The organism is Trichococcus ilyis, from assembly GCF_900109135.1.
Taxonomy (GTDB): Bacteria; Bacillota; Bacilli; order Lactobacillales; family Aerococcaceae; genus Trichococcus; species Trichococcus ilyis.
Window position 1 is genome coordinate 228007 of record NZ_FNYT01000001.1, and the last position, 13915, is coordinate 241921.

The following is a 13915-nucleotide window of genomic DNA, read 5'->3' on the forward strand; positions in this document are numbered from 1 at the left end:
TACGAAAGAAAGAAGGTTAAAGCATGAAACTGAAAAAAATGATGACAGTAGGTCTGGCTTCGTTGACCCTGTTAGGCGTTACCGCTCCGGCAGTATTCGCCGATAAAATCGCAATCGAACCAATCTTCACTTACGGAGAAAGTCTTACTGCCGCTCAGCTTGAGGAAACACGGGAAACACTCGGAGTAGCCGAGGGTACGAATGAGTTGGTCGTGGCTGTCAGTGAATTGAACGGCTTGCTGCAGGACTCTTACCCTTACAACCAAGTCTATTCCAGCACGTACATCACCCCAGCGGACAGCGATGGTGCTGTTTCGGTGGAAATCCTGACGCCTGAAACGATTACGGCAATCACGGAAGCGCAATACAAAAATGCCGCAATCACAGCCGGCGCAGTCGACGTGGACATCAAAGTAGCATCTGCAGTCAAAGTGGACGGATCCGGGGCATTGGCCGGTGTTTACAAAGCTTTCGCCGATGCAGGCAGCACGTTGGATGCAGCAGCTGTGGAAGTCGCCCAGGAAGAACTGGCTGTGACTTCTGCTGTGACCGAAGAGAATCAAGCCAACAGCGGCTATTCGGATGAATTGATGAACGCGGCGATCGTGGAAATGAAACAGGACATCCAGGAAGCCAAGGATGCGAACAACGGCACCCTCAGCGCGGATGAAATCCGCCAAATCGTCGAGGATGTGCTGAAGAACTACAACCTTGACAGCATCCTGTCCGCAGACAACATTGCGAACATCCAGAACCTGATGATCAATTTCGGCGACATCAACCTGACAATCGAGCAAAAGGAACAGATTGCTGCCTTCGGCGAAGAACTGCAGGCAACTGGCGGGAAATTGTTCGAGCAGGCAAAAACAGCCTGGAGCAATGTCGATCAGGAACAGTTGAAAGAAGACAGCATGGGCATCTGGGAATCCATCGTCCAATTCTTCACCAACCTTTTCGGCGGGAATGACAGCACAACGACTGAAACCGAATAACTGACGCATCGCTAACAACGTTAAAAAGAAGCCTCCCTTGCTGCATTCGCGGCCAGGAAGGCTTCTTGCTCTGTAGGGGCTCGTTTGAAATTCAACAAAGCAGTTCCCTATCATTCTAAAAAAACAATTTGCATGTTCTCATCTTGAATGGATACTGATGCATGAATCGAAAGGAGGATACTATATGATGGAACTTCCCTTTTTGCTTGTCCTCTTTTTTGCGGTGGCCTATTTCACCTTTTCCAGCCGAGGCGTGCTTGCGTATACGTTCGGCATCTACCTGGACCTTCCCAACGTCATCATCCACGAATGCGGCCATGCACTTACGGCGCGTTTGTGGGGCGGCAGCATCCAGTCGATTAAATTCAACGTCCTGCCCTCGATTGTCAAAAGCGGCGGCGTTCTCGGCGTAGCAGAAATCGGCTACCGCAGCCGGTTGGGAATGTTTTTCAGCCTATTGGGCGGTTACGTATCGCAAGCGCTGTTCTTTGTTGTGATGGCTTATCTGTATCTGCTGGGACAACTGCTGTGGATCATCCCGCTCTTTTTGGGCATTTACCTGCTAACAAATTTGTTGGCGCAAGAGAAAAGCCTTTGGCAGAACCTGATCATCCTGATTATGATCGGAACTACCGTACTGCTTTACCGGAATAACTACAGCGTTCTGTTGCGCATTTACCAATCGGTAGATGTCATCACAGTCGGTTTTGTCATCTGGTACTTGCTCGGATTGGCGCACCAATTTTTCATCGTATTGCTTTTGAAAACAGACAGCCAATGGGACGGAACCGCCTTGGCGACTAGGACGTTTATCCCTACCGTCATCTGGAAAGGTGTCTTTCTGCTTGCCATGGGTGGAGCCTATTTCACTCCCATATGGCTGCAGTTATTAGTGATTTGATTTCAGACAATCAAAAAAAACTGACGCAGTGCCTGCTCGATGGCGTTGCGTCAGCTTTTTCGTTGGTTTTATTGCTGGGACAGCCGCGCTTCGATCTTAGTGATGTCCGCCAAATCTTTTTCTCTGCCCAATTGCTGCTTCATCACAATGATAGATTCCAGGCTCGCGACCGGAACTCCTTCGACCATCGTGATTACACCGGTGTGCCAGTCCTCGAAAATTTCCACGTCATCGCTGAAGACCACTTTGCGGGCAAAAGCGCCTTGTTTGATCGGGAATCCTTGAGCCGCTAAAGCTTGGAACGCTTCCTTCGTGCAGCTGATGTCGATATCTTTTGTCTCCTCTTTAATGCCATGCATAACCAGCGCCGTCCCGGTGATGACGCAATAGTCTCCCGGCTGCAACGGTAGCGCCGAGACGCTTTCCTTGATCGTTTCTTTTCGGAACATGTCCTTCACTCCTTGCTTGTTCATCCAGCAATCATTATAGCACGCACTGCATTCATATTTTCGTAGCGAAGTCAAAAAAAGCCGAGCCAACGAACATTTTCTGTGCTCGTTGGCCCGGCTTTTCTTTGTTTCCGTTTATTTAACGTCCTTAAAAAGGCCCGTAAAGTCAAAGGTTGCGAAGTAATCCGCAGGCGTTTCCGCGCGACGGATCATTTCCGTGCCTCCGTCTTCCTTCAAAAGGATTTCAGCCGAACGCAATTTCCCGTTGTAGTTGTAGCCCATCGAGAAGCCATGCGCACCGGTGTCATGGATCACGACCAGGTCGCCGATGTCGATTTTCGGCAGCATCCGGTTGATGGCGAATTTGTCGTTGTTCTCGCATAAACCGCCCGTCACATCATACATGTGGTCCGCTGGTTGCTCTTCTTTACCCATCACAGTGATGTGGTGATAAGCACCATACATCGTCGGACGCATCAGATTGACCGCGCTGGCATCCAGACCGATATAATCTTTATAGATATGCTTTTCATGGATGGCTGTTGCCACCAAGCAACCGTATGGTCCCAACATGTATCTGCCAAGCTCCGTATAGATCGCCACATCGCCCATGCCGGCAGGCACCAAGATCTCTTCGAATGCCTTGCGGACACCTTCGCCGATTTTCGCTACATCCGCAGCTTTCTGGTCAGGAAGGTACGGGATGCCGATTCCGCCTGATAGGTTGATGAAAGTGATATCCGCGCCCGTTTCTTCCTTCAGTTCGACGGCGGTCTGGAAGAGGATGCCTGCCAGGATCGGATAGTACTCATCCGCTACGTTGTTGCTGGCCAGGAAAGAATGCAGACCGAAGTGTTTCACGCCTTTTGCCATCAATTTTTTGAAGCCTTCCGTCAATTGTGGACGGGTGAAGCCGTATTTTGCGTCTTCGGGTTTGTCCATGATTTCGTTATTGATCGTGAACTCGCCGCCAGGATTGAAGCGGCAGCTGATCGTTTCCGGCAGTCCGGCAGCATCCTCCAGGAAATCGATGTGGGTGATGTCGTCCAGATTTATTGTCGCATTCAGCTTGCGGGCGAGCTGGAAGTCTTCCTTAGGCGTTACGTTCGAGGAGAACATGATTTCATCGCCTGTGAAGCCGAGCGCATCGGACATCAACAACTCTGTGTATGTCGAACAGTCGACGCCGCAGCCCTCTTCCTTCAGGATCTGAAGGATGGCCGGTGTCGGTGTTGCCTTCACGGCGAAGTATTCCTTGAAGCCTTTGTTCCAGGCGAAAGCCGCATTCAATTTGCGGGCATTCTCGCGGATGCCTTTTTCATCATATAAATGGAAGGGTGTCGGATACTGTTGGACGATTTCTTCCAATTGCTCTTTTTCAACAAATACTTTTTTTGTCATTTCGCTTCAATTCCTCTCATCATTTCGACTACTTTGATTTCGTTCTGCAACGATTCTTTCAACAAATCAACTACATTTTTCTTGCCGGAGTACAGACAGGTGGAAAACTCCCCCTCATCGATGTCTCCGGTCAGAACGATCGTGGAATCCACGATGATCCTGACTTGCTTCTTCGGTTTGTTCAGCAGATGGACAGTCATCCCGTCCTCCGGGAACGGCGTATCGGTTATGACGACCATTTTGATGCCGCGCAGATGTGCTGCCTGCATTTCCGGCAAAAGGGCCGGCAGGATATTTCCGGAAATGGACAAGTATACGCGGGATTTCGATTCGGAAATCATATTGCGCATTTTGTCCATGATGCGGTGTTCGCCTGTGATGGTTATGTAACCTTCGGCGTCTTCTCTCCTTTGGGGGATGTTCTTTATCAATTCCTGCTTCGTTTCCTGAAGGGAGCGGATTTTGTTTCCGCAAAACTCTTCCACTGGAACCGGGGTGTATCGGGTCGTCTCGCCTTCGATGATGAAGGCTGCTCCTTTTTCGACCAGCGAAGCCAAGGATGCATAGGCGTTCGAGCGTGAAATGCCGGTTACTTTCGATACTTCATAGCCGTTCAGGTCCCCATCTGCAAGCAAAGTCAGGTAGATGGTCGCTTCATGCCTGGTCAGATTAAATCGCGTCAACAATTCTGTGTTATCCACTGAATGAACCCTCTCATTCCATGTGTTTTCTGTTTTTTCATCAGTAGTATTACTGCATAGGAACACTATATACCATTTCTGTTTTCTTGTCTATTTCTAATCCTTTCTTCATGGAAAATTTATCGTTCCGGATTTGCGCGATGCAATCTTGCAGGCATCAAACATGGTGATGGCTGTAATGCTCAACCAGGTCCCCCAGCATATCGGTGGCGATATCGTTCTGGCCCCCACGCGGCACGATGATATCGGCCTGGACTTTGGAAGGCTCGATGAAGGCATCGTGCATCGGTTTGACGGTAGTCAGATAGCGGGCGATCGTACTTTCATACGTGCTGTTCCGCTCACGGATATCCCGTTCGATCCGTCTGATCAGGCGGATGTCCGGTTCAGCATCTACAAATATTTTGATGTCGATCATGGAAACCAACTTGGGAATGGCCAAAATCAGAATCCCTTCCAGGATGACGACAGGCTTCGACTCGATGGGGGTGGTCTTTTCCGAACGCGATTGGACACCAAAATCATAGATCGGCGCTTCGATGTCCTGGCCTGATCGGAGCTTGGACAAATCCGCTATCAGCAATTCATTATCGAAAGCGTTCGGATGATCGAGATTCAGGTTTACGCGTTCTTCTATGCTCAGATGCGTCTGATCCTTGTAATACCAATCCTGCGACACATAGACGACATTTTCTTTTCCCAGTCTTTTCGCGATCGTTTTTGCTACAGTTGTTTTGCCGGCTCCCGACCCTCCGGTTATCCCGATGATGATCATCTTTATCGTCCCCTGTCATATGTTGGTTGCGTCTTCTACATCCATTATAAGCTTTTGCCGGATCTTAGGCGAACGCGAGCAGGCCAAAAAGGAAACAAGAATCTGCATCTGGGCAGACTCCCGTTTCCTTGGCTGAAATGAAAGATTCAAATCAAAAACAATGATTTAAGCACTGTTATGAACACGACCAGACTGAACATCGAAAAAATGGTCGTGAAAACGACGATTTGGCTCGCCAAATCCGGATCTCCGCCCATCTGTTGCGCCATCGTGTAGCTGGATACCGCAGTCGGCCCACCCAGCATCGTCATCATCGGCACCAGATTTTCGCTGCTCAAGCCGTAGAGGACAGCCAATGTCAAGCCGATAATCGGGATCAGAACCAACTTGAAGAACACCGTCACTGCCAACTGCATGCGCGCATTATTCAAAGCATCAAAGCGGAAAGTGCCGCCCATGACGATCAATGCCAAAGGTGTGACCAGGCCTTTGATTCCGCTGAGCGTATCGTCGAGGAACAGCGGGAATTTCAATCCGGAAAGACTGATCAGTATCCCGATGATCGTACCGATGAACATCGGATTCTTGAGGATATCAAGCAAGATCCGGCCGGGTTGGATTTTATGATCCGAATAGATGGAAAGCGCCACGACGGAAAGCACATTATTCAAGGGAACGATGACCGCAATCAGTATCGATGTCATCCCCAATTGGCTTTCCGACAACAACGAAGTAGCGATCGGCAAGCCGAACAAGACGAAATTGGAACGGAATGTCCCTTGCAGCATCACCCCGCGTTTGGCATTGTCCTCTTCGATCCGCGGAATGAGCACGGCAAAGAGCAAGAAGACACTTAAGGTGAGTCCGACGGCGAACAGGAGCACATCCACCCTGAAGGTGCTTCTTACGTCAGCTTCGTAGACGTTCATCAGGAGATTGATCGGCAAAAAGAACCGGAAAATGGCATTGTTCAATTTTTGATAAGTCGTGCCGTCCAACAGCTTGGCCCGCAACAATCCTTGGCCGATCAACATGTACAATAACAAAGGCATGACTGCATTCAAGGCAATGGAAAAGTTCTCCAACAAAACATCTCCTTTTTCTGGAAGTATGATAATTAATGCGCAGCTTTTTAAGTAATGAAAAGCTTATTGATGCAACAGTATCAGTGTACCATAAATTTGTGTTATTCTTTGCCCTCATCCTTTAAAAAGCGCTATACTTGAGTAAAGCAGAGAACAGGGGTGATCGGAATGATTTATGAATTCAGGGTGGCTGTCCGCGACATCGGTTTGCCGATATGGCGGGATATCCAAGTGGACAGCGAAGAGACTTTCTACGATTTCAACGGCATCATCCAAGCGGCATTCAGTTGGAGCGGATTTTTCGAGCATCGTTTTGAAATTACGCGCTCCGGCGGCACAGACCTTCTTCCCGTCATCATCGAGGAGACTCCTTTGGACACTTTGGAAGATTATACCGACGAGAGCGATTTCCGGGAATATTCCGATGAAGAGCGTGAAGATGTGGATGAAATCGAAGCAGATGACTACGACTTTTACGATGAGAACGACAGCGCGGAAAATGAGGATCAGACTCTGCAGAAATATTTCACCGCTATCGATGATGCAGCGACCTATATCTATTTCACTGATGCCGTCATAGAAGTGGATATCCAGCTCACTGAGATGGTCGCGCCCCAAGAAGATAGGCGCTATCCGACTTGCGTGGCCGCCGAGAATGCCGGCCCGGACGAAATGGAAGACCGCAGCACGATTCTGCAAAATCGGAATAATTTGATACTGGCGGACACAGAGGATTTGATCCGCTTGATCAATTTCGCATTATCCCAATTGGGCGACTCGGATATTTTCGACTCGGGCTACGAGGATTTTGGGTCGGAATATGCGGTTGATACATACTGGGACGATGTGGAGTCAGATGATGCGGAAGATTCGCCTCCCAACTTCTGATTCATCCATTAAATTAGGAACCCTGCCGCTTCTTTACCAGCGGTAGGGGTTTTTTGCTCACTTTTCCTGTTGAGCGGTGAAACAGGTCATACTTTCTTAACAAAAGAATCGTCATTCCGCAACAAATGCATCATCAATCTGTGTTATGATGTCCTTTGGATGCTCCAGAACATCGGATATCAGTTTTGATGTTTCCATTTTTCAGAGCAAATTTACACACAAGGGGGATTAGGTATGACTTACCAAATCATCATCGTTTTTCTGATTATCCTGACACTTATCCATCTTATGAAAAAACGCAACGGCAAGGAATCCAGATTTCCGTTCACGTCAGTCATTCTCGGCACGCTTTTCGGATACCTGCAGCAAACCACCTCTATCGGCAGCCTTATCGGCATACCGGACCTCGGACTCTATCTCGCGCTTGCCTTTCTGGGGTTAGCCACTTTGAAGGTCGTGTTCGGGCGAAGCAAGCAGAAACGTGAAGCGAATGCGCGTTTCCGCAGCGGCGTTTCCGGGTTGATCCTTGGGACAGGCTTCCTCTATCTGCACACCCAAACCGGCAGCGACCAATTCATTGCCGCCAGAACGGGCATTTCCGGTCTGACGCTCTATTTGGCCATGGGCTGTTACGCACTGGCGTTCCTGTCCTTTTCTGCCAACCTGAATAAACTGCTGAAGAAGCAAGGCACGCATTTCAGGAACGGCGTACTCGGAGTCCTCTTCGGCACAATATTCCTGTTCCTGGATACGCAAACGCTGGCCGGCGCTTTGCTGGCGAACCTCACAGGTCAGAACGGCCTGCTTCTGTATGCCGCACTCGTCTGCTATGCGGTTGCCGTTTTCAGCCTGCTTATGGAAGGCAACAAGCGCTTGAAACTGGCTGGAGCAAACAGCAACCGGGCGATCCTGTGCGCAGGGTTGGGCGGCATATTCAGATACATCCATCTGCGCACACCGTTGGATGATCTGTTGGGTGTTTCCGATTGGATGGGCACCCTTTCGTTTGGTCTGTTTATCGCAGCCGCGGTCTTCCTCGCGCTTGACCTCTTCAAAACGGGCAAATTGAAAAACAAGAATAAGTCCGCCAAGCGGACTGCCGAACAAACGATTCCTGTCTTCACTGCAGAACAGCCGGTTGTCGAAAATGCGGAAGTTACCGGACTCTCGCGGACTGAGTACAGACGCAAACAAAGCAAGTGAACATCCCAAATGAAAAAGCAGCGGACTCTCCTAGGTTGAGAGCCTGCTGCTTTTTTCAATCTTCATCCTTGATGTCGGGATCCTCCGGCAGTGGCGTATTCAGGTACGCCTCCAGTTCTTGTTTGTACTTTTCCCTTTGCTCGATGAAAAGGTTGAATTGATTGCGGTTCAGGAGTATTTCATCATCCACGCGGATTGTGCGGATCTGACGCTCGCGGATCAAGCGCTGGATTTCGCTGACCGGCACTTCCAGATACTCGGCTGTTTCTTGAATATTCAGATACATAGTAGCCCCTTCCAAAAGCTCATTTCATTCATTCTACACCAAGTCCGGGAATTTGGGGGGAATTTTTCTGTGTTTCTGTCAGCGCAGCCGATTGCTGTCGGGAGTGAAGTAGTTTTTACGCTTGACCCAGACCGGACCGTCCCCTTTCGTGATCAAGAGCACATCGATCGGCCCCCCGACCGTTTCCATAGAAAAAGAGATTTTGCCTTTAAAGGAGGTTATGTTGACCAACGTTTCGGCTATCAGAGCGAGTTCCTCCTTCGGCATTGAATCGATCGTCATCAATACAGGGGTCAAGTGACGTTCCTGTTTCATGTTGTCGAAGGCATCCAGACCCGATTCGACCAGCATAGCCTCCAATTTGTTGATTTCCTGGGCATCACTTTCCTTCAACAACTTTTTCTCGGTCAGTTCCGAAACAAATTTCCTGAGCGTGGCGCGGAGCAATTCCCCGAGATCGGCCTCCAGATCCGGCGCTATGCCGTTTATGACCGTATGGACCATGTCCTGCTGTGCGAACGGGACGATGGCCGAGGAACATCGGTCTTCGGCGAAATCATTCATGACGATTTGGCGCACAGTCAACCGCTTTTTGATCACTCTGTCGACGACACCGGCTATGTCGTACTGATAGATGCTGGGGAACAGCTCATCGAAACCGAAGCCAGCGATCACCAGACCGGAGTAGGTGTCGGGATAATAGCTGTCGCTGTATACATAATTCCTGACGAGCTTGTACAGATCCGGCTTGAATTTATCATAGAGATTCAGGCCCAGGAATACGGTATCGAAAAGCTCCTTAAAAACCTCGTCCAGCTTCTCCCCGTAGCGGTCAGAGAAAACTTTGATCGGCGCCTTTTTGGTGATGCTTTTCATTTTTTCGCTTTCTTTCAGCAACGCCGGAATCTTTTCCTCGACGGCCTTTTGGTAATCCGCCAGCGTAAATGCCCCAGGTGAAGGTATGTAAGTCGTATTTTCCAAAATATTGCTGACATTCTCCGCGTACCCGATGATGAGCACTTCAGTGTAGATCGAGGAGTAGATTTCATCCACGCTCTCAAGATAATTGAAGAATTCGGTGCAGTAATCCGAGACCTTATCCAAAGGGCGGGAACCTATTTTCTGATGAAAACCCGTAACGATGATTTCCCATGGAATCCCCATGAATAGCACATTACCGAACATCATGATGGCGATCGAATGGGTCGGGCCGAGCGAAAAAATCTTGTTGCCGGAATTGAATATTTTCATTTGTTCGCTGTTCCCCATCGTCAAAGCCGAATCAGCCGCCAGCACCAATCCGTTCGCGTTCAATATCCCTACTTCTGCCGTCATGACGTTTCCTCGCTTCCTCTGCAAACTGATTTTTGTAAAGCGCTCTCTTTCCTCCATTATAGACTTCCCTGCACTTTTTCTCAAAACATTAGCGATGCCGTCACAACTTTGATTGCTCCCTTTACGCAATCAAAAAAGGAACAGTCGCCACTATCAGGGGGCGACTGTTCCGGATCGAAGCTAGTCAGTATAAGATTCCAAGCGGACATAGGACTGGTAACGGTCCTTTGCCGCCGCCAGGCTTTCATCGAAAATCGCTTGCACATGCTCGGCGTCATACTGGTTATACAACGAAGAGTAGCGGACCTCTTCCATCAGGAAATCCTGGAAACGTTCGAACTGTGGTTCCTTGGAATCCAACTTGAACGGGTTTTTCCCTTTCAGTTTGTTTTCCGGGTGGAAGCGGTAAAGGTGCCAATAGCCGACATCCACCGCATCTTTTTCGTGTTCCTGCGATACGGTCAGGCCGCACTTGATGCCGTGGCTGATGCAGGGGGAATAAGCGATTACGATGGAAGGGCCATCGTAGGCTTCAGCCTCGGAGATGACTTTCAGGGTATGCCGCGGGTTGGCGCCCATCGCAATCTGGGCGACATAGACGTAGCCGTAGTTCATCATCATCATGCCCAAGTCTTTTTTGCGGACCGCTTTGCCGCCGGAAGCGAACTCGGCGATGGCGCCCAGGTTGGATGATTTCGAAACCTGACCGCCTGTGTTGGAATAGACTTCGGTATCCAACACGAGGATGTTCACATCTTCCCCGCTTGCGAGAACATGGTCGATCCCGCCGAAGCCGATATCGTAAGCCCAGCCATCGCCGCCGATCATCCATGTCGAACGTTTCATCAGGTAGTCCTTATATTCCAAAAGTTCGGTTACCGATTGTTGGATCTGCTGATCCGTTGTCCCAACAGTTTCCAAAGCCTTGATGTACGCTTCGGCTAATTTGCGGGCGCCGTTTTTGTCGCTGAAGCCTTCAACCCAAGCTCTGGCGGATGTTCTCAGCGAATCGTCGATCGGCAGGTCCAGGAGCGCTCCGGTCAATTCCAGTGTCCGCTGGCGCAGCTGTTTCGTAGCATGGTGCATCCCCAGGCCGAATTCCGCATTGTCCTCCAACAGGGAATTTGCCCAAGATGGGCCGCAGCCTGCTTCGTTTGTCGTATACGGTGTGGAAGGAGCAGAGCCCCCGTAGATGGATGAGCAGCCCGTCGCATTCGCGATCTGCATGCGATCGCCCACCACTTGGGTGACCAATTTGATGTAGGGCGTTTCGCCGCAGCCGGCGCAGGCTCCCGAAAATTCGAACAATGGTTTTTCGAATTGGCTGCCTTTCACCGTATTGATGCCGACCGGATTTTCCTTGTGCGGCAGGCGGATCATGTAATCCCAGTTATTGTTTTCCTCCAGGTGGTCCTCACGGTTTTTCATCTCGATCGCTTTTTTGCGGGCTGGACAGGTCAGGACGCAGATGCCGCAGCCCGTGCAGTCGGCAGCGGACACTTGGATCCGGTATTTGTAGTCCTTATATGGGCGCATCCCATCAAGGAACTCCACACCTTCAGGGGCATTGGCTGCCTCATCCTCGGTGGCCAGGAACGGTCGGATGGCGGCATGCGGACAAACGAAGGAGCACTGGTTGCACTGGATGCATTCCTCGGGGTTCCAGATCGGGATCTGGACGGCGATTTCGCGCTTCTCGTATTGCGTCGTCCCCTGCGGGAAAGTTCCGTCAGCCCTGTCCAAGAAGGCGCTGACAGGCAATTGGTTGCCTTCCATCCGCTCCATCATGTTGCCGATGTTGCGGACAAAATCCGGTTCATCCCCCAAAGCTTCCGGCTCATCCTGAGCATCCCTCCAGCTGTCCGGGATGCTGATTTTTTGGACTGCTTCCATGCCGGCATCGATCGCTTTTTCATTCATGGAAATGATCGCTTCGCCTTTATGCCCGTATGACTTGCGGGCCGCTTCCTTCATGTGCTGCATCGCTTCTTCGGCAGGTATGACAGGCAGGATTTTGAAGAAGGCTGCTTGACAGATCGTGTTGATCCGTCCGCCGAGGCCGATTTCCTTGGCAAGGTTGATGGCGTCGATCGTATAGAAATCGATCCCTTTTTGGGCGATGTACCGCTTCATTTTGGCGGGCAAACGCATTTCGAGATCCTCGGCGCGCCAATTGGTGTTCAGCAGGAAAGCGCCGCCTGGTTTCAGGTTCTTCAGCATATCGTATTTTTTTACGTAGGCATGGTTGTGGCAAGCCACAAAATCAGCCTTTTCGATCAGATACGGCTCATGGATCGGCTCCTTGCCGAAGCGCAGGTCGGAAATCGTTACCCCGCCCGATTTTTTCGAATCGTAGGAGAAATAGGCCTGGACATGCATATCGGTATGATCCCCGATGATTTTGATCGAATTTTTGTTGGCCCCTACTGTCCCATCGGAACCGAATCCCCAGAATTTCGCCTCGAACGTGCCTTCCGGACGGACGTCGATTTGTTCATCAATCGCAAGGGACAAGTGGGTGACGTCATCATTGATGCCGATCGTGAACGGATGCTTCGGTTCCTCTTTCTTCAGGTTTTTATAGACCGCGAAAATTTGCTCAGGTGTCGTGTCCTTCGAACCCAACCCGTAGCGGCCACCGATGATCATCGGCCGATCGCCACGATTGTTGAAGGCAGCGACGACGTCAAGAAAGAGCGGTTCGCCAATGGAGCCGGCTTCTTTTGTGCGGTCGAGTACCGCAATCCGTTTTACAGTGTCAGGCAATTCTTTCAGAAAATGACCTACGCTGAATGGCCGGTAAAGATGCACGTTGAGGACTCCGACTTTTTCCCCCATGCGATTCAGGAAATCGGCCGTTTCGCAGGCGGTCTCAGAGACGGAACCCATGCAGACAATGACCCGGTCGGCATCCACGGCACCATAGTAATTGAAAAGGCGGTAGTCTCGGCCGGTCAACTTGTTCATCTTTTCCAGATAACCTGCAACGATTTCCGGAACGGCATCGTAATATCTGTTTGCCGCTTCCTTGGTCTGGAAAAAGACGTCGGGATTCTGGGCCGTTCCCCGCAGTGTAGGGTGGTTCGGACTGAGGCTGCGGTCGCGGAATGCCTTCAAAGCATCCTGGTCCAGCATTTCCGCCAGATCATCATACGATTGGACCTCGATTTTTTGGATTTCATGCGAAGTGCGGAAACCGTCAAAGAAATGCAGGAACGGGACGCGCCCCTTGATCGCCGCCAAATGGGCGACCGCGGCCAAATCCGTCGTTTCCTGTACGCTCGAGGATGCCAGCAAAGCATATCCTGTCTGTCTGCAGGCCATCACGTCCGAATGGTCGCCGAAGATGGAAAGCGCATGCCCTCCGACGGCACGAGCGGCAACATGGATGACGGAAGGCAAAAGTTGTCCGGCCATTTTATAGAGATCGGGAATCATCAGCAATAGCCCTTGCGATGAGGTATAGGAACACGCCAAGGCGCCCGCTTGCAGCGCGCCGTGTACTGTGCCCGCCGCGCCTGCTTCGGATTGCATCTGGGTTACTTTCACGGTTTGGCCAAAGATATTCTTGCGGCCCTCCTGCGCCCAATGATCGACGGCATCGGCCATCGGTGAGGATGGTGTGATGGGATAGATCCCTGAAATTTCGGTAAAAGCGTATGATGTATAGGCTGCGGCAGTATTGCCGTCGACAGTCATATACATTTTTTTGTTGGACATAAAGGATTCCTTCTCTCAAATCGTATAGTTCACATATGGTTGGTTTGTTTTCTGATTTATCTTGTGCTTAACCCGCAGAACGGCACCAACCGATGCTTTTGCATACGTTCATTATAGCAAAAAAGTAAGTGCTCCGGTACACAAAGAAAGGCGTTTTATCGCGATTTTCTGAAAATTTA

General features: G+C 50.3%; 12 protein-coding genes. 4 read left to right on the forward strand and 8 right to left on the reverse strand.

Annotation, left to right across the window (positions count from 1 at the left end):
- The first annotated feature begins 23 nt into the window (after nucleotides 1–23).
- Both BMX58_RS00990 and BMX58_RS00995 read left to right on the forward strand, forming a co-directional pair.
- Nucleotides 24–992 (forward strand): DUF1002 domain-containing protein, encoded by a 969-nt coding sequence (locus BMX58_RS00990; protein WP_068620415.1) that lies wholly within the window; start codon nucleotides 24–26, stop codon nucleotides 990–992.
- A gap of 184 nt (nucleotides 993–1176) precedes the next feature.
- Nucleotides 1177–1893: a M50 family metallopeptidase gene (locus BMX58_RS00995; protein WP_068620410.1), complete on the forward strand. Its 717-nt coding sequence runs from the start codon at nucleotides 1177–1179 to the stop codon at nucleotides 1891–1893.
- Nucleotides 1894–1961: 68 nt separating this feature from the next.
- On the opposite strand, the gene BMX58_RS01000 is transcribed toward BMX58_RS00995, so the two are convergent.
- The 5 genes from BMX58_RS01000 to BMX58_RS01020 form a co-directional block, all read right to left on the reverse strand.
- A complete protein-coding gene (locus tag BMX58_RS01000) occupies nucleotides 1962–2342 on the reverse strand; it encodes a hypothetical protein (RefSeq protein WP_068620408.1) in 381 nt (126 codons plus the stop codon).
- A gap of 135 nt (nucleotides 2343–2477) precedes the next feature.
- Complete coding sequence (locus BMX58_RS01005; RefSeq protein WP_068620406.1) at nucleotides 2478–3743, reverse strand: diaminopimelate decarboxylase family protein; 1266 nt, start codon at nucleotides 3741–3743, stop codon at nucleotides 2478–2480.
- Nucleotides 3740–4444, reverse strand: coding sequence for a TrmB family transcriptional regulator (locus BMX58_RS01010; RefSeq protein WP_068620402.1), 705 nt, complete (start codon nucleotides 4442–4444; stop codon nucleotides 3740–3742). Before BMX58_RS01010 ends, BMX58_RS01005 begins: the two co-directional genes overlap by 4 nt.
- A gap of 157 nt (nucleotides 4445–4601) precedes the next feature.
- Nucleotides 4602–5219, reverse strand: coding sequence for a uridine kinase (gene udk / locus BMX58_RS01015; RefSeq protein WP_068620400.1), 618 nt, complete (start codon nucleotides 5217–5219; stop codon nucleotides 4602–4604).
- Nucleotides 5220–5365: 146 nt separating this feature from the next.
- A complete protein-coding gene (locus BMX58_RS01020; protein ID WP_068620399.1) occupies nucleotides 5366–6304 on the reverse strand; it encodes an AEC family transporter in 939 nt (312 codons plus the stop codon).
- A gap of 168 nt (nucleotides 6305–6472) precedes the next feature.
- On the opposite strand from BMX58_RS01020, the gene BMX58_RS01025 reads away from it, so the two are divergent.
- Both BMX58_RS01025 and BMX58_RS01030 read left to right on the forward strand, forming a co-directional pair.
- Complete coding sequence (locus BMX58_RS01025; RefSeq protein WP_068620397.1) at nucleotides 6473–7192, forward strand: IS1096 element passenger TnpR family protein; 720 nt, start codon at nucleotides 6473–6475, stop codon at nucleotides 7190–7192.
- Between the two features lie 234 nt (nucleotides 7193–7426).
- Nucleotides 7427–8395 (forward strand): hypothetical protein, encoded by a 969-nt coding sequence (locus tag BMX58_RS01030; protein ID WP_068620395.1) that lies wholly within the window; start codon nucleotides 7427–7429, stop codon nucleotides 8393–8395.
- A 55-nt stretch (nucleotides 8396–8450) separates the two neighbouring features.
- Here the strand turns inward: BMX58_RS01030 and BMX58_RS01035 are convergent, their stop codons facing one another.
- The 3 genes from BMX58_RS01035 to nifJ all read right to left on the reverse strand — a co-directional run bounded on the left by BMX58_RS01035 (nucleotide 8451) and on the right by nifJ (nucleotide 13721).
- Complete coding sequence (locus BMX58_RS01035; RefSeq protein ID WP_068620393.1) at nucleotides 8451–8681, reverse strand: excisionase family DNA-binding protein; 231 nt, start codon at nucleotides 8679–8681, stop codon at nucleotides 8451–8453.
- Between the two features lie 78 nt (nucleotides 8682–8759).
- Nucleotides 8760–10016, reverse strand: coding sequence for a hypothetical protein (locus BMX58_RS01040; protein ID WP_131814017.1), 1257 nt, complete (start codon nucleotides 10014–10016; stop codon nucleotides 8760–8762).
- A 180-nt stretch (nucleotides 10017–10196) separates the two neighbouring features.
- On the reverse strand, nucleotides 10197–13721 hold the full coding sequence (gene nifJ / locus BMX58_RS01045) for a pyruvate:ferredoxin (flavodoxin) oxidoreductase (RefSeq protein ID WP_204243736.1): 3525 nt from the start codon (nucleotides 13719–13721) through the stop codon (nucleotides 10197–10199).
- Nucleotides 13722–13915: the final 194 nt, after the last annotated feature.

Excerpts from the sequence above, each read along its gene's own strand:
- BMX58_RS00990 (WP_068620415.1), top strand. The coding sequence starts at position 24 with ATGAAACTGAAAAAAATGATGACAGTAGGTCTGGCTTCGTTGACCCTG.
- BMX58_RS00995 (WP_068620410.1), top strand. The coding sequence starts at position 1,177 with ATGATGGAACTTCCCTTTTTGCTTGTCCTCTTTTTTGCGGTGGCCTAT.
- nifJ (WP_204243736.1), bottom strand. The coding sequence starts at position 13,721 with ATGTATATGACTGTCGACGGCAATACTGCCGCAGCCTATACATCATAC.
- BMX58_RS01040 (WP_131814017.1), bottom strand. The coding sequence starts at position 10,016 with ATGACGGCAGAAGTAGGGATATTGAACGCGAACGGATTGGTGCTGGCG.
- BMX58_RS01035 (WP_068620393.1), bottom strand. The coding sequence starts at position 8,681 with ATGTATCTGAATATTCAAGAAACAGCCGAGTATCTGGAAGTGCCGGTC.
- BMX58_RS01030 (WP_068620395.1), top strand. The coding sequence starts at position 7,427 with ATGACTTACCAAATCATCATCGTTTTTCTGATTATCCTGACACTTATC.
- BMX58_RS01005 (WP_068620406.1), bottom strand. The coding sequence starts at position 3,743 with ATGACAAAAAAAGTATTTGTTGAAAAAGAGCAATTGGAAGAAATCGTC.
- BMX58_RS01025 (WP_068620397.1), top strand. The coding sequence starts at position 6,473 with ATGATTTATGAATTCAGGGTGGCTGTCCGCGACATCGGTTTGCCGATA.
- BMX58_RS01000 (WP_068620408.1), bottom strand. The coding sequence starts at position 2,342 with ATGTTCCGAAAAGAAACGATCAAGGAAAGCGTCTCGGCGCTACCGTTG.
- udk (WP_068620400.1), bottom strand. The coding sequence starts at position 5,219 with ATGATCATCATCGGGATAACCGGAGGGTCGGGAGCCGGCAAAACAACT.